Source organism: Caproiciproducens puteiluti (assembly GCF_052442865.1).
GTDB lineage: Bacteria > Bacillota > Clostridia > Oscillospirales > Acutalibacteraceae > Caproiciproducens.
The window spans coordinates 2,833,222-2,852,613 of sequence record NZ_CP194790.1 but is presented as its reverse complement, the minus strand read 5'-3'; the positions used below and the strand labels follow the sequence as shown (position 1 = coordinate 2,852,613).

Here is a 19,392-nt window from a genome sequence, read left to right as displayed (position 1 = left end):
CGGATATATTATAATCAGGTCATAAAAACATAAAGGCTTTTATTACTGACGGATAATTGTGGATTCACCACAGTGGAATAAAGGCCTTCTTTCAGCCGACCGTCTGGGCAGCATTTGGTTTTACCGGGTGTTGCTCTTTTTTTATTGAAAAGAGCGGCCAGATGCTTTGTTTAATCGGAAGGAGTCAACAATGGACCATCGGGCATGGAAGAATTTCAAGGACGGAAGCTGGCAGGAAAGCATTGACGTCAGAAACTTTATCCAGACCAATTACAGGCCGTATTCGGGGGATGAGGCGTTTCTCGTCCCCGCCACGGAGCGCACCCGCGGGCTGATGAAAAAACTCGGCCGCCTGCTGGAGCTGGAACGGGAGTTCGGCGGCGTGCTGGACATCGACACGCAGACGGTCAGCTCGCTTACCAGCTATCGGCCCGGCTATCTGGATAAGGAGAAGGAAATCATTGTGGGCCTGCAGACCGACCGCCCTCTCAAAAGGGGCGTGAACCCTTTTGGCGGCCTGAACATGACGCGCAAGGCGTGCGAAGCTTACGGTTACCGGCTCTCCGAAAAGGTCGAGCAGGAATTCCGGTACAGGACGACCCACAACGAGGGTGTTTTCCGGGCCTACAGCGACGAGATCAAAGCCGCCCGCCACTGCGGCATCATCACCGGGCTGCCGGACGCCTACGGCAGGGGAAGGATCATCGGCGACTATCGCCGCGTCGCGCTGTACGGCATCGACAGGCTCATTGAGGAAAAGAAAAGGGACAAGCGGAAGGTGGCCTCACAGGGCATGGAAGCGGATAACGTCCGTCTGCTGGAGGAGCTGTACCAGCAGATCACCTTTCTGGGGTATCTGAAGGAGATGGCGGCCTTGTACGGCTTTGATATCTCCCAGCCCGCGCAGAACGCAGGGGAAGCGGTGCAGTGGCTGTACTTTGCCTATCTCGGTGCCATCAAGGAGCAAAACGGCGCCGCCATGAGCCTGGGCCGCGTCAGCACCTTCCTGGACATCTATTTTGAGCGCGACCTGCAAAGCGGTTTGCTGGCGGAGGAACAGGCACAGGAGATTATCGACGATTTTGTCATGAAGCTGCGCATGGCCCGCCATCTGCGCACCCCGGAGTACAACGAGCTTTTCGCGGGCGACCCGATGTGGATCACGGAAGCGGTCGGAGGCATGGGCGAGGACGGCAGGACCCTTGTCACCAAAAGCTCCTACCGGATTCTGCACACGCTCTATAATTTGGGGCCTTCGGCGGAACCGAACCTGACCGTGCTGTGGTCGGCGGATTTGCCAAAAGCCTTTCAGCGCTACGCCGCGAAGGTCTCCTGCGACACGGACGCGATCCAGTACGAAAACGACGACGTGATGCGCCCGGTGTTCGGCGACGATTACGCCATCGCCTGCTGCGTTTCCGCCATGCGGGTAGGAAAGGACATGCAGTTCTTCGGCGCGCGTGCCAATCTGGCAAAGCTGCTGCTGATGAGCCTGAACGGCGGCAGGGACGAAAAGAGCGGTATTCAGGTCGCCCCCGCACACTCCCCCTATGAGGGCGAATACCTCGAATATGACAGGGTGCTCAGGCTGATGGACGTCTACCGGGAATGGCTTGCAAAGACCTATGTGGGCGCAATGAACATTATCCATTATATGCATGACAAATATGCTTATGAAAAAACACAGATGGCCCTGCACGATACCGACGTTCACCGCTTTATGGCGTTTGGGATCGCGGGAATGTCCGTCCTTGCGGATTCGCTGTCCGCGATCAAATATGCAAAGGTAAAATGTATCCGTGATGAAACCGGGCTGATTACGGATTTTGAGACCGTCGGGGAATATCCCGCCTTCGGGAACGACGACGACCGGGTGGATTCCATTGCGCAGGAACAGGTCAGGCTGTTCTATGAAGAACTGAAAAAGGTCCCCGCCTATCGCGATGCCGAACATACGCTGTCCATCCTGACGATTACGTCCAACGTCGTCTACGGCAAAAAGACCGGAGCCACCCCGGACGGCAGAAAGGCGGGGGAACCCTTCGCGCCCGGCGCGAACCCCATGCACAACCGCGAGAAAAACGGCGCGCTCGCCGCGCTGAACTCCGTCGCGAAGCTCCCCTACGAGATCTGTAAGGACGGCATTTCCAATACGTTCTCCATTGTTCCGCAGGCGCTCGGACACACGGAGGAGCAGCGTTACGGCAATCTGGTCGCTATTCTGGACGGATACTTCCGGCAGAAGGCGCACCACATCAATGTCAATGTGCTGAACAGGGAAACGCTGCTCAAAGCCTATGAGAACCCGGAATACTGTCCCAACCTGACCATCCGCGTCTCCGGCTACGCCGTGAACTTCCACAAGCTGTCCCGGCAGCAGCAGCGCGAAGTGCTTTCCAGAACCTTCCATGAGGCGATGTGATGAAAGGCGTCGTTCATTCCGTTCAGAGCCTGGGGGCCGTGGACGGCCCGGGACTGCGCTGCGTGGTGTTCCTGCAGGGGTGTACGCTCCGCTGTGCGTACTGCCACAATCCGGATACCTGGAGCACCGCAGGGCGGGAGTACAGCGTGGAGGAGGTCTTTGAGAAGGCCGTTCGCTTCCGTCCCTATTTCGGAACAACAGGCGGTGTGACCGTTTCCGGCGGGGAACCGCTTTTGCAGTGGGAATTTGTCGCGGAGCTGTTTTCCCGGTTAAAGGAGGCGGGTGTCCACACCGCGCTGGATACCGCCGGAATCGGGGACATCGGCGGAGCCCGCGCCGTGCTGAGGTTTACGGATCTGGTTCTGTGCGATCTGAAATTTTCCCGTAAGGAGGATTATCTTCGCTACAGCGGGGCGGACGGAAACCGGGTGTTTGCTTTTCTGAAGCTGACGGAAGAAATGGGCGTTCCGCTGTGGGTCCGGCATGTCGTTGTGCCGAACCTGACGGACGGCCGCGGCCATATTTTGAAAATCGCCGCCCTCGCGCGGCAATATTCCAACCTGCAAAAGCTGGAGCTGCTGCCGTTCAGAAAAATCTGCCTGACAAAATACGAGCAGATGGGGCTTCCGTTTCCGCTGCGCGATTATGATGAATGCCCGGAAGAAAAAATACGCGCCCTATACAAACTGACGGAGGAACCCTCTTCATCCGGTTGAAAAATATCCCGGCACATGCCGGGATATTTTTGGCTGGCCACAATTTTAATAAAGTCCAAACAAAATTTTATACCATTCCTCTTTTAATTATGCTATTATCTAAATAATCTTACCGATTAGGTCCATCACTAATGAAAATCTCCGGTTAAAAAACATCAGGCCGGAACAAAATAAGAAGAATACGGAAAGGATGCTGAAAGATGAAGAATCTGGTTGTCTATTATTCCTGGAAAGGGAACACGGAGGTCGCGGCGAAAGAGCTGTCCGAGCTAATTGGCGGGGATCTAAAACGGATCGAAGAGACAAAACCGCGGAAATCCTTCGGTATGGCGGCATGCTCGGCGGTCTTTGGCCTGAAAAGCAAAATCAGGTCGATGGATTTTTCCCTGAACGGCTATGATTCCGTTTTTCTCGGCGGCCCGGTCTGGGCGGGCCGGAGTACGCCCGCCGTCAATGCCTTTTTGGAACAGGCGGATTTTTCCGGGAAAAAGGTCTATTTATTTGTCACGCAGGCGGACGAGCATGAGCCGCAGTCCGTTTTTCAGTCCCTGACGCAGAGAGTGAAGCTGCATGGCGGGGAAGCAGCCGGCTGCTTCTTTCTTCAGACCGTCATGAAAAACCCCCTTTCCCCGGATATGGCCCGGAAGTCCCTGACGGACTGGGTGAAAAATTTAACTCTTGACAAAGCAGATTAAATTGTATACAATCAAATTGTAAAAAATACAATTTGAAAGGTGATCCTTTATGACGATTTATGATTATTCCATTCAGACGATCGAGGGAAAGACCGTTCCGCTTTCAGAATTAAAGGGCAAGGTTCTGGTTCTCGTCAATACGGCAAGCAAGTGCGGCTTTACTCCGCAGTACGAAGGCCTGGAAAAGCTTTATCAGACCTATCGCGAGCAGGGCCTTACGGTGATCGGTTTCCCGTGCAATCAGTTTGCGGAGCAGGAGCCGGGAACGAACAGCGAGGTGCAGGAATTCTGTAAGCTACGCTATGGGGTTACTTTTCCGCTTTCGGTGAAAATTGACGTTCGCGGGGAAAACGCAGACCCGATCTTCCGCTACCTGACCGGCCACACAACCTTTGAAGGCTTTGGAAAGGGCGTAAAAAACAGGACGCTGGAACTGATGCTGAAAACGAAATACGGAAAAGAGTTCAACGACAGCTCCATCAAATGGAATTTTACGAAATTCCTGATTGACAGGGAAGGAAATATTGCCGGACGTTTTGAACCGACAACGACACCCGAGGAAATGGAATCCGCAATTAAGGAGTGTTTGTAATTTGGATGTGCGGCCCGACGATCTGTTAAAGCTTGACAGCCAGCTTTGTTTTGCGCTTTATGCGTGCTCAAAGGAAGTGATCCGCCTGTACAAGCCGTACCTCGAACCGTACGGACTTACGTATACGCAGTACATCACTTTGCTGGTGCTGTGGGAAAAGGACGATCTCAGCGTATCGGAGCTGGGACGTCGGCTGCTTCTGGATTCCGGCACCCTGACCCCGCTTCTGAAAAAGCTGGAAAAGCTGGAGCTTGTCGAACGCGTGCGCAGCGCCCACGATGAGCGGAGTGTACAGGTTTGTCTGACGGAAAAGGGCAGAAGCCTGAAAGAACATTTTCTGGACCTTCCTCAGAAGATGTTCTGCTGTACGGGCCTTGCTCCGGAAGAGGCCCTTCGTCTCAAGGAAATGCTTTCTCAGCTTCTCGGGAACATACGGGCCGTACAGAAGGATACTGTCTGAAAGCATTATAAAAACGGCGCTGATTCCAAGAGGAATCAGCGCCGTTTTGCGGGAAGAGCTTCTCCGGCCGACCGATACCGATCAAAAGCTCAGAGAATACTCCATATTATTTTTTGCCTCCTGAAAACCGTATTTTTCATACAGCGGCTTTCCCATTTCGGAAGCGTTCAGCGTAATTTTCGTGCAGTTTCTGGCACGTGTTTCCTCCAGCAGACGGCTTAAAAGAGCGGAAGCGATCCCTTTGTTCCGGTGCGCCGGTTTCGTATACATGTTCATGATGTACGCCACCGACCCCGTAATATTGGAATAGACCGGGGGAATCGAATAGAACACGATTCCGCTGGTCGCGATGATTTCTTCGTCCTGAACCGCAACCCATGCGACAAAGCTGTCGTTTGCAAGATGCTGTTCAAAATACCGATAGGTGTTCGCGTAAAATTCGGCGGTGCCGGAATTTTGAGGATTTTCCCTTTCGTTTCGCATCTCCACTCTGATTCCTGCCAGCTGGCCAACATCGTGGATCGTCGCCCTTCGATACTCCATAGCTTCACTCACTTTCTGATGTCCTGAATTTTTTTATCAATGTTTTTTTAACGGTTGCCGCCATGCGCAAAATACTCAGTAAAGCTGTTCCATGGATTTGATAATACAGTATAAAACGTGATTGACGGGAGTGGGAACCTGATATTTCCGGCCCAGTTCCACGACGGTACCAGCAAAATAATCCACCTCGGTGCGCCGCTTTGCCTCCACATCCTGCAGCATGGAGGTTTTCCCCAGCGGTGAAAACGTGGACATCAGATTTTCGTATTCCAGGGCGTCCTGTTCGGTTAAATCGATCTGGAGGGCCTTTGCCAGGGCGACGACCTCCATCATGGCTTCATGAAAAAGGATTCCGTTGGTTTCTATGCCGGTCATTTTTCCGTAGGGCGCGCCGGTGATGGCGGAAACCTGGTTGCAGCCCACGTTGAGCATCCATTTTTTCCATACGGTGCGGATCATGTCCGAAGGGGCTTCGCATTCGATCCCGGCCGCGGCCAGAAAATCTTTGACTGCGGTCACCTCCGGCGAAGGAACCGTGTTGTCCGCGTCCCCGAAATCAATCACGCCGTCCACAGTGTTTTGCACGCCGTCGGCGGTTCGCACCGCGTCTATGTAAATGGAAAGCCCGTAAAAGACGCGGTTGTCCGGAAAGACCGACAGGATTCTGTCCCTGACGGTGACTCCGTTCAAAAGGGGAAGAATTACGGTGCCTTCACCGACGAAGCTGCGCATATCCTCCAGCGCTTTGCTCAGCTGGTCGTTTTTTACGCTGACAATGACCAGATCGGCCGGGAAACTCTGCTCCCCCGGCGAAAGCACCCGCGGGTAAAACACATTGCCGTTAAACCGGATTCCGTTTGCTTTCAGCTTTTCTTTCCGCGCTCCGCCGGCGATCACGGCAAAATCGGCGCCGTAGCGGTCGTGCAGCAATTTCCCATAAACGGTGCCAATCGCACCCATTCCGATGAGGGCGGCCTTTTTGATCTTCATCTTCCATTCCTCATTCCTGTGTTTCGTTTCTGTTTCCCTGTTTCTTCTCCGCTGAAATATATTCAAATTATACTATTTCCTTAGCCGCTGTCAATTCCTTTTTTTCTGCGACCGAATGTTGTAAAATTCAGCTTAAAAGCATGTAAATTACGGGGTTTGCTGATGAAATCCTGTTGACAGAGCGGCTGATAGATGATATGATAAAAAAACACAAAAACAATATCTCTTGAGGGAGTAGTTTGCATGCGGTTCGCCGCATGTGTCAAGTCAACAGCATGGCCGTTTCGGTCTGGCTTGCCTTAATGAACAAGACTCATGTATAGCTTTGTATGGGCTGTACATGAGTTTTTTTTATTATAATACATATCATAATCATCAGTTGAATGAATGAGAGGAAGAAACTACGCATGAAGTACTATTTAGCAGATTTGGATCAGGTCCTTGAGCAGGTCCAAAGCAGCCCGCAGGGCCTGTCACAGGCCGACGCGGATTCCCGTTTGCAGCGCGACGGAAAGAACAAGCTGGCCGAAGGCAAAAAGGTTTCCGTATTCAGGCGGTTTATTCAGCAGCTCGGCGACCCGATGACCATCATCCTGATTGTCGCCGCGGTCATTTCGGGTATTACCGCGTCTTACGCGCACGAATCCTTTGCGGATGTCTTCATTATTATGATCGTTGTAGTGATCAACGCGGTGCTTGGCGTCTATCAGGAAAGCAAGGCGGAAAAAGCGATCGAAGCGCTGCAGGAAATGTCCGCCGCGACCTCCAAGGTCCTGCGCGGGGGCAGCGTCGTGACGATGAAAAGCGAAGATTTGGTCACCGGCGACGTGGTTCTGCTGGAAGCGGGAGACGCCGTCCCGGCCGACTGCCGCATGATTGAAAGCGCAAGCGTAAAAATCGAGGAGGCCGCCCTGACGGGCGAGTCGGTACCGGTCAACAAGATCATCCGGACGCTGACGCTGAAAAAAGAGAAGGAAGTGCCGCTCGGCGACCGTAAAAACATGGCGTACATGGGCAGCACCGTCGTTTACGGCCGCGGAAAAGCGGTGGTCGTTGCGACCGGCATGGATACCGAAATGGGAAAGATCGCCGACGCGCTCGCAAACGCGAAGGACAACGTTACCCCGCTCCAGATCAAATTGAATCAGCTCAGCAAAATTCTGAGCCGTCTGGTCATCGGAATCTGTATTTTCATCTTTGCGTTCAGCCTGATTAAATCGGGCGATTTCAGCGGCCAGGTCGTGCTGAACACCTTCATGGTCGCGGTCAGCCTTGCCGTCGCGGCGATTCCCGAGGGACTCGCCACCGTCGTGACGATTGTGCTCTCCATCGGCGTTACCAACATGTCCAAACGAAACGCCGTGATCCGGAAACTGACGGCGGTGGAAACGCTCGGCTGCGCGCAGGTGATCTGTTCCGACAAAACCGGAACGCTGACACAAAACAAAATGACCGTTGTGGAGCATTACGCTGAAGACGAGCCGCTGCTTGCCACCGCAATGGCCCTGTGCAGCGACGCCGAGCTGGGAAAAGACGGCGAAGTTACCGGGGAACCGACGGAAGCGGCGCTTGTCAGCTATGCCGCCGGTCTGAAGCTCGATAAAAACGAGCTGAAAAAGACAAATCCGCGCGTCGGGGAAGCACCATTCGATTCCATGCGCAAAATGATGTCCACCGTTCATTCTCTCGCGGACGGAAGTTATATCCAGTACACGAAGGGCGCCCCGGACGAGGTCATCAAAAAATGCACCCATGTTCTGAAAAACGGACAGGTCGTTCCGATGACTGAGGCCCTGCACGGGGAAATTCACTCGCAGAACAAGGCGATGGCGGGCAAGGCCCTGCGCGTGCTTTGCGCGGCTTTCAGAAAATACGACGGCATGCCCGATTCCTTTGAGCCGTCCGATCTGGAAAACGGCCTGACCCTGATCGGTCTGACCGGAATGATCGACCCCATCCGTCCCGAGGTTGTGGACGCGATTCAGGAGTGCAGGGAGGCCGGAATCCGTCCGGTCATGATCACGGGCGATCACCGCGATACGGCGGTGGCGATTGCGACCCAGCTCGGAATCATCACGGACGAGTCACAGGCGATTACCGGCGCCCGGCTGGACGAAATCAGCGACGGCGAGCTGAAGGATACCATCGGAAATTATTCGGTTTACGCCAGAGTCCAGCCGGAACATAAGGTCCGCATTGTCAACGCGTGGAAAACCAACGGGATGATTACCGCAATGACTGGCGACGGCGTCAACGACGCCCCGTCGATCAAAAGCGCCGATATCGGCGTGGGCATGGGAATTACGGGCACCGACGTCACCAAAAACGTGGCGGACATGGTGCTTGCGGACGACAACTTCGCCACCATCGTTTCCGCGGTGGAAGAGGGCAGAAGAATCTACGACAATATCCGGAAGGCCATTCAGTTTCTGCTGGCTTCCAACCTGAGCGAAGTGCTTTCCATTTTTGTCGCCACGCTTTTGGGCTTTGTCATTCTGAAGCCGGTGCACCTGCTCTGGATCAATCTGATTACCGACTGCTTCCCGGCCCTGGCGCTCGGGATGGAGGAGGGTGAGAAAGACCTCATGCAGCGTAGTCCCCGCAATCCCCGCGACGGTATTTTTGCCGGAGGACTCGGCACGGATGTCGCCTATCAGGGGGTTCTGGTCACGATTGTCACCCTGTCCGCGTATTTCATCGGCCATTTTCTCGAGTCCGGAATCTGGGAAATCACCAACAGCGCCGACGGCATGACCATGGCTTTTCTGACCATGTCGATGGCGGAGATTTTCCACTCCTTTAACATGCGTTCCCAGCGCCATTCGATTTTCAGCATGAGGAAACAGAACGGATACCTGATCGGTGCTATGCTCGTGTCGCTGCTGCTGACCACGGCCGTGATCTATATCCCCGCTCTGGCGTTCGCTTTCCAGTTTGAAGAAATCTCCCTGCTGGAGTATTCGGTCGCTCTGCTGCTTGCTTTCTCGGTGATTCCGATTGTGGAAATCGTGAAAGCGTTTCAAAGAAAATTTGCAAAAGCTTCCACTTATGGGAATTAATTTCTCTTCGGGACAGCGGAATAAAAACGAGTCGGGCGCACATAATAAGTCCTGGGTACATTGAATGATTCCTGGTGAATCAGTACCCCTTAAAAAAACAGATTGGCAAGCAAAGATTTAATCATGAATATTGGGAGATGGTTAAGTTGAACAGATCAGTCTGGGAACCTATCATGATCCGTGCAGTAATGCCTTTATGAAGACCCAAAGATAAGTTTGGCTGAACTCATTGATTCTCAAGTTTTGAAAATTAAATACGAGCTTGGAGGGGCGGAAATTCCAAATCGGATTTCCGTCTCTTTTCTTTTCAGCGTTTGTCTGATCTACAGCAATTCCATTTCAGTTTGCGAGACAAAACACGTTTCTCTTCCGCCGAAGGCGGGGGGAGAAACGCAACCCTGCTGCGGAATCCACTGGCAATGCTGAATACATAAAGAAAACGCAGGATCAAAAATGGAAAATTTTAACAAATTTAAGACCTGATATAGTTATTGAAAGAAATCTGTGCTAAAATATAGATGTTTTTATGGCAATTCCATTTCAGCTTGCGAGACAAAATGTGTTCCTCCCCCGCTGAAGGCGGGGGAGGAACACAACCTTGTTGAAGAATTCACTGGAAATGCTGTAGTACATATAGCAGAGTCGTATTCATTAATATACCAACCGGATACTGTAACGCCGAAAACCATGCGGTTCGATTTTCGGCCGGGTGCCGGCCGGCGGTTTTTGTGTTTTTGGGGGGTATCCATGAAAAGGTTTATCAAATTTGCCGACGGGCTGCTGATTGTATCCTTCTGCCTGATTCTGCTTTCGGTCTTTTCGGGGACCGGCCGGCGCGGGAATGTTGTTTCAAACGGCGTTTTGGATATCGGCAGCGCCGGTCTTTCCTCACCTGTTCCAATGACCGGGGCATGGGAGTTTTATTGGGGACGGCAGGTAAGCCCCCAGGGGAAAATAACGGATGCGGACAACAAACAGCTGGTTCAGGTTCCCGCAAACTGGACGGCGTACCGTAATGCGGACAATCAAGCCTGTTCACAGGAAGGATACGCCGTCTACCGGGTGGTGCTGAAAGCACGGAAGGGCCTCTTTCTTGGGGTGAAAATTCCCCAGATCGGTTCTTCCTACCGGCTGTGGATCGACGGAAACGTGCGCTTCGAAAGCGGACGGGTCGGGAAAAACGCGGCGGAATCCAGGCCGGAGTGGACGACGCAGTCGGTTTTCTTTCAGACGCAGCGGGAAGACACGGAAATTCTGATAGAGGTTTCCAACTTCGATTATTTCCGTTCCGGCCTGACGATTCCCGTTGTGGTGGGAACCCAGCAGCAGATCCAGCGGCTGGGCGATCAGGGCCTGTTTATGGACACCTTTCTCTTTTCATCCCTGTTTGTAATGGCGGTGTTTTTCCTTCTGCTGTATTTTGTGCGTTCTCACGACAAGGCCCATATCTGTCTGGCGCTTTTTGCAGCGGCCATCTCTCTGCGCCCGCTGCTTTACGGCGAGTGCTATTTCAATAAGATTTTCCCCGGCATCAATTTTGAATTCAACACTAAACTGTACCTGGTCAATTTCCTGGTGATTCAGCTGATGTGCCTGTTTTTTTACTATCAGTATGAAGGACTGTCGAGCAGGAGGTTTATGCGCGTCAGCGGAGCAGCGGTGTTCGCCATTGTTTTTGTGGGCATTTTTCTCCCGGCCCGGTATATGATTTATCCCGTTGTTCTGCTGGAAGTGATGATTCCCGTCGCCGTTGCCAATTGTCTTGTGACGCTGGTGCGTGCCATGAGAAAAAAATACGAAAGCGCCGAAATCAACCTTTTGAGTGTCCTGCTCCTGTTTTTCCTGTCCGTTGTGGATATCCTGAAAAATAACGGGCTTACCGAAATCAGCCTTTACTACACTCCGATTGCAATGCTCGTCGTCACATTCATTCAGGTCTTCCTGCAGGTGGGAAGATTCAGGGAAAGCGACCTTCTGAACGAAAAGCTGGTGAATGAGGTCAGAATCAAAAATCTGAAGCTGGAATATGAAATGAAGCAAAGGAGCATTACGGAAAAACTGAACAACGGGCTGAGAGCGATGGTTTCCGCTCTGGAAACCGAGGACCTTCTGGTCAGCATTCTGGAAAATCTATATCAGATTATCGAATTTGAAAGCGCCGTCATGGTTTTGCGGGTGAATGAGAACCTGGGTTACATCGTGACCAAACGGAATCATGAAAAAGTGGTCTGCCGCAGGCATTCCGGGAAAATCGTCCTTAGGGATCAAAATCGGCCCGGGAGCCAAAACGGCAGCGAAAAGGTTCGCATGCACGATCTTTACACCCGGGACAAGGACGGGAAAAGCCTGATTGCAAAGCCTCTTTACTATAATCAAAATCTGTTCTGCGTTATAAAGATGATTGTCAGCAAAAGCAGGGAGATTTCTGTCGGCGACCTGGAACTGGTGGATATCTATACGGAGCAGTCGATTTTAGCGCTTCAAAACGCAAAATCCTATGAAAAAATCAAAGAATTTGCCCTGTATGACGAGCTGAGCGGTATTTACAACCGAAGGCAGCTGATGAAGCTCGGCATTATGGAATATATTTCGGCCAAAGAAGCCGGCTGCGATTTTTACGCAATGATGCTGGACATCGATCTTTTTAAGACCATCAACGATACGTACGGCCATCTGTTCGGGGATAAAATTATTAAAAATATTGCGAATATCTGCAAACGGTGTATCCCGGTCAGCGCGGTGGTCGGGCGTTACGGCGGCGAGGAATTCCTCATTTTCCTCAAGGATATGGAAAAGGCGTCCGTCAGCCGGCTGGCGGAAAAGCTGAACAGGGAAGTAAGAAGCTGCAGCTATTCCTATGAGGGCCACGACGATATTCGTGTGACGGTCAGTATCGGCATCGCGAAAGGAAAAAAGGAGCTGGTGAACCTGTACGACCTGATCAATCGCGCGGACAAGGCGCTGTACCTGGCGAAAAATGAAGGGCGCGACTGTGTGCGGTGGTTTGAGCAGGAATGAGAATCCTTCTGAGGGGCTTCTTCCGGTTCTCTCTTTTTTCTATTTATTGACAGGATGTTTTTCATTGTGCTATAATAAAAACAGGGAATGAAGTTCTCCCGTAGCGAACGCTAAAATTGCTTTTTAAGCTGATGACTTCTGTGGTATGCACAGCGGGTTGTCGGCTTTTTTATTTACAAATCAGAAAATTGAATATGCAGGAGGGACTTTTTTGAATATTTGGCACGAGATTTCTCAGGACAGAATTCATGCGGACAGCTTTTTCGCGGTGATTGAAATTCCCAAGGGCTGCAAGACGAAATATGAGCTGGATAAGGAATCCGGCTTCCTCTCCATGGATCGTATCCTGTACACTTCCGCGCATTATCCGGCGAATTACGGCTTTATTCCGCGTACCTACGCGGCGGATCACGATCCGCTGGACGTGCTGGTGCTCTGTTCCGAGGACATTCAGCCGCTCTCTCTGGTGCGCTGCTACCCCATCGGGGTGATCTCCATGGAGGACGGGGGTTTCGTGGACGACAAGATCATCGCGATTCCGTTCGGCGACCCTACCTTCAACGAATACCGGAACATCGACGAGCTGCCCTCACATATTTTTGACGAAATGATTCACTTTTTTGCGGTGTATAAGGAGCTGGAGGGCAAGGCCACCGCGGTGGACTACATCCGCAGCGTGCAGGACGCAAAACGGATTGTACAGGAAAGCATCGACGCTTACACTGAAAAATTCGGCGGGACCAACCCCTGATCTCTCCCTGTGAAGGACGGACGCTCCGGCGGCTTTTGACCGCTGCGGAGCGTCTTTTTTATTTTAAGGCAGTAAAAGATGCTTGACAGGCATTTTGATGACGTTTAATATAGAATGAAAAACAGATTAAGGGGTGCTGTGATGATTAACAAGTTTTGTACTTCTCCGCTGTGGGAATCCGGCAGGACGCTTGCCGCGGTCGCGCAGGGCGCCGTTCCGGCGGAAACCGTGATTATCAACGCCAGGCTGGTGAATGTCTGTACCGGGGAAATTCTGCCGGATACCGATGTGGCCATTTCCTGCGGCAGGATTGCCCTTGTCGGCGACGCGAAGCACTGTATCGGAGAAGGCACAACCGTCCTGGATGCAGCCGGTCAGTATATCGCCCCCGGATTTTTGGACGGGCATATGCATGTGGAGTCCTCCATGATGAGCGTGGGGGAATACGCCCGGGCGGTCATTCCCCACGGCACGGTGGGAATCTATATGGACCCGCATGAAATCTGCAATGTCCTCGGGCTGGACGGGGTTTCCTGCATGATCGAGGACTCCAAAAGGACTCCGCTGAAAACAATGGTCACCACACCCGCCTGCGTTCCCGCCGTTCCCGGCTTTGAGGATACCGGTTCCTCCATCGGTCCGGCGGAGATCGCCGAGACCATGCGGTGGGACAGCGTGGTGGGCCTTGGGGAACTGATGAATTTTCCGGGCGTGCTGAACGCGGACCCGCAGATGCACGGCGAGGTCGCCGAAACGCTCAGGGCGGGCAAGATCGTGACCGGCCATTACTCCATGCCGGAGACCGGGCGTGGGCTGAACGCCTATATTGCTTCCGGCGTGCGCTGCTGCCACGAGTCCACCCGTGCGCAGGACGCGCTTGCGAAGATGCGGCTCGGCATGTACGCCATGCTGCGGGAAGGTTCGGCGTGGCGCGACCTTCATGAGGTGGCGAAGAGCATTACCGAAAATAAAATCGACACCCGGTTCGGGGTGCTGATTTCCGACGATACCCATCCGCACACCCTGCTGAGCCAGGGACATCTGGACCACATCGTCCGCCGCGCGGTGGAAGAGGGCATCGACGTGATGACCGCCATTCAGATGGTCACCATCAACTGCGCCCAGTGCTTTCAGATGGACCATGAGCTGGGGTCCATTACGCCGGGGAAATGCGCGGATATTGTTTTTATCGGCAGTCTGGACAAGCTGGACATCACACGGGTGCTGATCAACGGCGCCGTTGCGGCGGAAAACGGAAAGCTTGCCGCGGAGCTTCCGCCCTATCATTACCCGAAATGGGCGACGGAATCCATGCATATCAAAAATCCCATTACGCCGGAGTCCTTTGCCATTCCCGCGAAGGGCGACCGGGTGACCGCCCGCGTCATTGAAGTGATCCCCGCCAGGGTCGGTTCCTACGAACGGCATGTTTCACTCAGAGTGGAAAACGGGCGGGCCGGTTCCGACGTTGAACAGGACGTCCTGAAGACGGCGGTCTTCGAGCGGCACCATGAAACGGGAAAGGTCGGCTTCGGCTTTGTCAAAGGGTTTGGTATCCGCTGCGGGGCCATGGCTTCCACCGTGGCGCATGACGCGCACAACCTGCTGGTGATCGGCACCAACGACGAGGACATGGCGCTGGCGGCCAATACGCTGATCGCGTGCGGCGGGGGAATGACCGCCGTGCAGAACGGCAAGGTTCTGGGGACGGTTCCGCTCCCGATCGCCGGCCTGATGAACGACAAGCCGGTGGAGGAAATGGCTGAAATCGTCGGAAAGCTAAGCGAGGCGTGGGAAAAGATCGGGTGCAGCATGGTTTCTCCCTTTATGACCATGGCGCTGATCCCGCTTGCCTGCCTGCCCGAACTGCGCCTGACCGACAGGGGGCTGGTGGACTGTACGGAGTTCCGGTTTACCCCTTTGTTTGTGGAAGAATAGATTTGAAAAAATTGAGCAGGTAATAGAAGAGTATCGGGAGGTGAGTCAATATGAAAACAATCGGCCTGATCGGCGGAATGAGCTGGGAAAGCACCGTCGGTTATTATCAGATCATCAACCGCACGGTTCAGCAGAAGCTGGGAGGGTTCCACTCCGCTCAATGTCTGCTCTACAGTGTGGATTTTCATGAAATAGAAAAGTGCCAGGAGGAGGGCGACTGGGAAAAATGCGCGGGAATCCTGTCTTCCGCCGCGCGGAGTCTGGAAAAAGGCGGCGCCGATTTCCTTGTGCTCTGTACTAATACCATGCATAAGGTCGCGGGGCAGATTCAAAGCGCCGTTTCCATCCCGGTGCTTCACATTGCCGAGGTGACCGCGGCGGAGCTCCTGCAGAATCAAATTAGAAAAGTAGCCCTGTTTGGAACCATTTACACCATGGAGCAGGACTTTTACAAGGGAAAGCTGGCGGAAAAGAATCTGGAAGTCCTCATTCCGGATGAAGAAGACAGGAAATTCATCAATCATACGATTTTTCAGGAGCTTTGCCTCGGCATCGTTTCCGACGAATCGAAAGCGGCGTTCCTGAAAATCATCAGGAAAATGTCGGAGCGGGGCGCGCAGGGCGTGATTCTCGGCTGTACGGAGATCGGAATGCTGATTCAGCAGAAGGACACGCCCGTGCCGCTGTTCGACACGACCGAAATCCACGCGAAACGCGCGGCCCTGTACGCGCTGTCCTGACTGAAGGAACTGTTGCTCAATAACCCTTCAACAAAATAATGCATAAAAAATGCACCTTGAGCGGGCTTTTAAAACCCCTCTTTCAGGTGCATTTCTTTCTTATCAAAACTGTTGTCCTGTGCAATTACGGCAATTCCATTTCAGTTTGCGGGACAAACGTCGCCCCCCGCCAAAGGCGGGGGGCGACGTAATCTTGTGGAAATGCGGCGGCTGCCGCAAATTTATTTTACATTAGATTTTCTGAACGCCCAGCTCTACGGCTTCGCCGTTCAGATCCCATTCCTTGGCAAAGCCCGCCATCTCGTTCAGCCTGACTTCTTCGGCCAGCACATCGTTCTGAATGGAGGCTAGATTGTCGGAGATAATCTTCGCGATCCGGTCGTTTCCCTTTTCATAGACGACGATATGGTCGGTCACGTCAAAGCCCGCGTCCTTGCGCATGGTCTGGATTTTGCTGATGATTTCGCGGACAAAGCCTTCTTCGATCAGCGCTTCGGTCAGGTGAGTGTCGATGACCACCGTGATTCCGTTGTCCGCCATGGAAACGTAATTTTCGGCCTGCGCGGTTTCAATCAGCAGTTCCTCGGGGGTCAGGGAGATTTCCCCGTCCGAAAGGGAGAGGGTCAGCGCACCGTTGGCGTCAAGCTCCTTCTTTGCCGCGCTTCCGTTGAGTCCGGCGAGCGCGGTGCGGATTTCGCCGATCTTCTTGCCGTATTTCTGTCCCAGAATTCTTAGCTGCGGCTTGAAGTGGTAGGAGGTGAAGTCCGAGACATCCTCGGTAAACAGGATTTCCTTGCTGTTCAGCTCGTCGCGGATGATGGTCCGGTAGAACTCGCTCAGCGGCTTTTCCGAACGGACATACATTTTCGCGATCGGCTGGCGGTTCTTGATGTTGGCGGTATTCCTCGCCGCGCGGCCCAGCACGACGATGTCGAGCACCAGCTCCATGTTTTCTTCCAGCTCCGTGTCGATCAGGGCTTCGTCGACGCTCGGAAAATCGCAGAGATGGACGCTTTCCGGCGCGGAGGGGTCGATCTTGCAGACCAGATTGCGGTAAATGTCCTCCGCCATGAACGGAATCATGGGAGAGGCGGTTTTCGCTATGGTGACAAGCGCGGTGTACAGCGTCATGTAGGCGTTGATCTTGTCCTGCGGCATCCCCTTGACCCAGAAACGCTCGCGGCTTCTTCTGACATACCAGTTGCTCATTTCGTCGACAAAATCCTGTAAGGCGCGCGCCGCCTCCGGAATCCGGTAGTTTTCCAGATGGCCGTCGATGGCTTTTACAGAGGTGTTCAGGCGGGACAGCAGCCATTTGTCCATGACGGTCAGGCTGCCGCGGTCCAGGGTGTATTTGGTGGCGTCGAACTCGTCGATATTCGCGTACAGTACGAAGAACGCATAGGTGTTCCACAGCGTCCCCATGAATTTGCGCTGGCCTTCCGTCACGGCCTTGCCGTGGAAACGGTTCGGGAGCCAGGGGGCGGAGTTGCTGTAGAAGTACCAGCGGATCGCGTCCGCGCCGTAGGTCTCCAGCGCCTCGAACGGGTCGACCGCGTTGCCCTTGGATTTGGACATCTTCTGCCCGTTTTCGTCCTGCACATGGCCGAGGACGATGACGTTTTTATACGGGGCCTTGTTGAAAATCAGCGTGGAAATCGCAAGAAGGGAATAGAACCATCCTCTTGTCTGGTCCACCGCCTCGGAAATGAAGTCGGCGGGGAACTGCTGATGGAAAAGCTCCTGATTCTCGAACGGATAGTGATGCTGCGCAAACGGCATGGAACCGGAGTCGAACCAGCAGTCGATCACTTCCGGCACGCGTTTCATCTGCTTGCCGCATTCCGGGCAGGTAATTGTCACCGCGTCAATGTACGGCCGGTGCAGCTCAATATCTTCCGGGCAGTTGGGGGACATGGCTTTCAGCTCCTCAATGCTGCCGATCGAGTGCTTATGCCCGCACTCGCATTCCCAGATGTTCAGCGGGGTTCCCCAGTAGCGGTTGCGGCTGATGCCCCAGTCCTGCACGTTTTCCAGCCAGTCGCCGAAGCGGCCCTTGCCGATGCTTTCCGGAATCCAGTGGATGGTATTGTTGTTGCGGATCAAATCGTCCTTGACTGCCGTCATTTTAATGAACCAGGAATCTCTGGCGTAATAGATCAGCGGGGTGTCGCAGCGCCAGCAGAACGGATAGCTGTGCTCAAAGGCGGGCGCGGAAAACAGAAGCCCGCGCTGGTTCAGGTTCTTCAGGATTTCCTTGTCGGCGTCCTTGCAGAACATGCCCGGCCAAAGGGTCTCTTTGGTCATCTCGCCTTTCCCGTCTACCAGCTGCACGAAGGGAAGGTCGTATTTGCGGCCGACATTCGCGTCGTCCTCGCCGAAGGCGGGCGCGATATGAACCACACCGGTGCCGTCCGTCAGCGTAACGTAGCGGTCGCAGGTGACGTACCAGCACTTTTTGTCCGGCTTCACAAAGTCAAAGAGCGGCTCGTATTCCTTATATTCCAAATCTTTTCCGACATACGTTTCCAGTACGGTGTATTCTTCCCCCAGCACCTTGGGGGCAAGGGCTTCCGCCAGATAATAGACGGCGTCCGCCGTTTTTACCTTCACGTAGCTTTCGTCGGGATTCACGCACAAAGCCACGTTGGACGGCAGTGTCCAGGGGGTGGTTGTCCACGCCAGAATAAAGGCGTCCTCGCCCTTTACTTTAAATTTCGCAATCGCGGATTTTTCCTTGACGTCCTTGTACCCCTGAGCCACCTCGTGGCTGGAAAGGGGAGTCCCGCACCGCGGGCAGTAGGGGACGATTTTAAAGCCCTTGTACAAAAGGCCCTTTTCCCAGATCTGCTTTAAGGCCCACCATTCGGACTCAATATAATCGTTTTCATAGGTCACGTAAGGGTGCTCCATGTCCGCCCAGAAGCCGACGGTCCGGGAGAAATCCTCCCACATCCCCTTGTATTTCCACACGCTTTCGCGGCACTGCTTGATGAAGGGTTCCAGCCCGTACTGCTCGATCTGATCCTTGCCGTCCAGATGAAGGAGTTTTTCCACCTCCAGCTCCACGGGAAGCCCGTGCGTGTCCCAGCCGGCCTTCCGGGGAACCTGATAGCCCTTCATCGTCCGGTAGCGGGGAATCATATCCTTGATGACCCTTGTCAGGACATGGCCGATGTGGGGCTTGCCGTTCGCTGTCGGCGGGCCGTCGTAAAACATATAGGTCTTTCCGTCTTTACGGCTGTCGATGCTCTTTTCAAAGATTTTGTTTTCTTCCCAGAACTTTTCAATCTTTTTTTCGCGTTCTACAAAGTTTAAATTTGCAGGAACCTTGTCGTACATTGCTGAAACCTCCCAAAATAAAAAAACCTCCGCCCTGAGAACAGGACGAAAGCTTCGCTTCGTTATACCACCTATTGCTGCATACTGTCATATGTGTTCCCGGTAACGGGGGAAGACCGCCAAAGC

General features: G+C 53.4%; 13 protein-coding genes and 2 riboswitches. Of the genes, 10 read left to right on the top strand and 3 right to left on the bottom strand.

The window, feature by feature from the left end; all coding sequences use genetic code 11:
- Positions 1 to 31 precede the first annotated feature (31 nt).
- Positions 32 to 116, top strand: a riboswitch (ZMP/ZTP riboswitch).
- Positions 117 to 190: 74 nt separating this feature from the next.
- The 5 genes from pflB (at position 191) to ACRQU7_RS13810 (ending at position 4,885) form a co-directional block, all read left to right on the top strand.
- Positions 191 to 2,422 (top strand): formate C-acetyltransferase, encoded by a 2,232-nt coding sequence (gene pflB, locus ACRQU7_RS13830; protein WP_444641409.1) that lies wholly within the window; start codon positions 191 to 193, stop codon positions 2,420 to 2,422.
- Positions 2,422 to 3,138: a pyruvate formate-lyase-activating protein gene (pflA, locus tag ACRQU7_RS13825; RefSeq protein ID WP_444641408.1), complete on the top strand. Its 717-nt coding sequence runs from the start codon at positions 2,422 to 2,424 to the stop codon at positions 3,136 to 3,138. Before pflB ends, pflA begins: the two co-directional genes overlap by 1 nt.
- 200 nt (positions 3,139 to 3,338) lie before the next feature.
- The gene (locus tag ACRQU7_RS13820) at positions 3,339 to 3,833 is read left to right on the top strand and encodes a flavodoxin family protein (protein ID WP_444641407.1); all 495 of its coding nucleotides are present in this window, start codon (positions 3,339 to 3,341) and stop codon (positions 3,831 to 3,833) included.
- Positions 3,834 to 3,882: 49 nt separating this feature from the next.
- Positions 3,883 to 4,425, top strand: a complete 543-nt coding sequence (locus tag ACRQU7_RS13815; RefSeq protein ID WP_444641406.1) for a glutathione peroxidase — start codon at positions 3,883 to 3,885, stop codon at positions 4,423 to 4,425.
- Position 4,426: 1 nt separating this feature from the next.
- Complete coding sequence (locus ACRQU7_RS13810; protein ID WP_444641405.1) at positions 4,427 to 4,885, top strand: MarR family winged helix-turn-helix transcriptional regulator; 459 nt, start codon at positions 4,427 to 4,429, stop codon at positions 4,883 to 4,885.
- 81 nt (positions 4,886 to 4,966) lie between these two features.
- Here ACRQU7_RS13810 and ACRQU7_RS13805 read toward each other — a convergent pair whose 3' ends face one another.
- Positions 4,967 to 5,440 carry a GNAT family N-acetyltransferase gene (locus tag ACRQU7_RS13805; protein WP_444641404.1) on the bottom strand — a complete coding sequence of 158 codons (474 nt, stop codon included), beginning with the start codon at positions 5,438 to 5,440 and terminating at the stop codon, positions 4,967 to 4,969.
- A 63-nt stretch (positions 5,441 to 5,503) separates the two neighbouring features.
- Positions 5,504 to 6,418, bottom strand: coding sequence for a ketopantoate reductase family protein (locus ACRQU7_RS13800; RefSeq protein ID WP_444641403.1), 915 nt, complete (start codon positions 6,416 to 6,418; stop codon positions 5,504 to 5,506).
- A gap of 407 nt (positions 6,419 to 6,825) precedes the next feature.
- On the opposite strand from ACRQU7_RS13800, the gene ACRQU7_RS13795 reads away from it, so the two are divergent.
- From ACRQU7_RS13795 to ACRQU7_RS13775, 5 genes are all read left to right on the top strand, one after another.
- Positions 6,826 to 9,477 (top strand): cation-translocating P-type ATPase, encoded by a 2,652-nt coding sequence (locus ACRQU7_RS13795; protein ID WP_444641402.1) that lies wholly within the window; start codon positions 6,826 to 6,828, stop codon positions 9,475 to 9,477.
- A 747-nt stretch (positions 9,478 to 10,224) separates the two neighbouring features.
- Complete coding sequence (locus ACRQU7_RS13790; protein ID WP_444641401.1) at positions 10,225 to 12,495, top strand: sensor domain-containing diguanylate cyclase; 2,271 nt, start codon at positions 10,225 to 10,227, stop codon at positions 12,493 to 12,495.
- Between the two features lie 74 nt (positions 12,496 to 12,569).
- A riboswitch (Fluoride riboswitch) is annotated at positions 12,570 to 12,643 on the top strand.
- A gap of 63 nt (positions 12,644 to 12,706) precedes the next feature.
- Positions 12,707 to 13,246, top strand: coding sequence for an inorganic diphosphatase (locus ACRQU7_RS13785; protein WP_141825845.1), 540 nt, complete (start codon positions 12,707 to 12,709; stop codon positions 13,244 to 13,246).
- Positions 13,247 to 13,387: 141 nt separating this feature from the next.
- Positions 13,388 to 15,184 carry an adenine deaminase gene (ade, locus tag ACRQU7_RS13780; RefSeq protein ID WP_444641400.1) on the top strand — a complete coding sequence of 599 codons (1,797 nt, stop codon included), beginning with the start codon at positions 13,388 to 13,390 and terminating at the stop codon, positions 15,182 to 15,184.
- Between the two features lie 50 nt (positions 15,185 to 15,234).
- Positions 15,235 to 15,924 (top strand): aspartate/glutamate racemase family protein, encoded by a 690-nt coding sequence (locus ACRQU7_RS13775; protein WP_444641399.1) that lies wholly within the window; start codon positions 15,235 to 15,237, stop codon positions 15,922 to 15,924.
- Between the two features lie 231 nt (positions 15,925 to 16,155).
- Here ACRQU7_RS13775 and ileS read toward each other — a convergent pair whose 3' ends face one another.
- Positions 16,156 to 19,266, bottom strand: coding sequence for an isoleucine--tRNA ligase (gene ileS, locus ACRQU7_RS13770; RefSeq protein ID WP_444641398.1), 3,111 nt, complete (start codon positions 19,264 to 19,266; stop codon positions 16,156 to 16,158).
- Between the last annotated feature and the right edge of the window lie 126 nt (positions 19,267 to 19,392).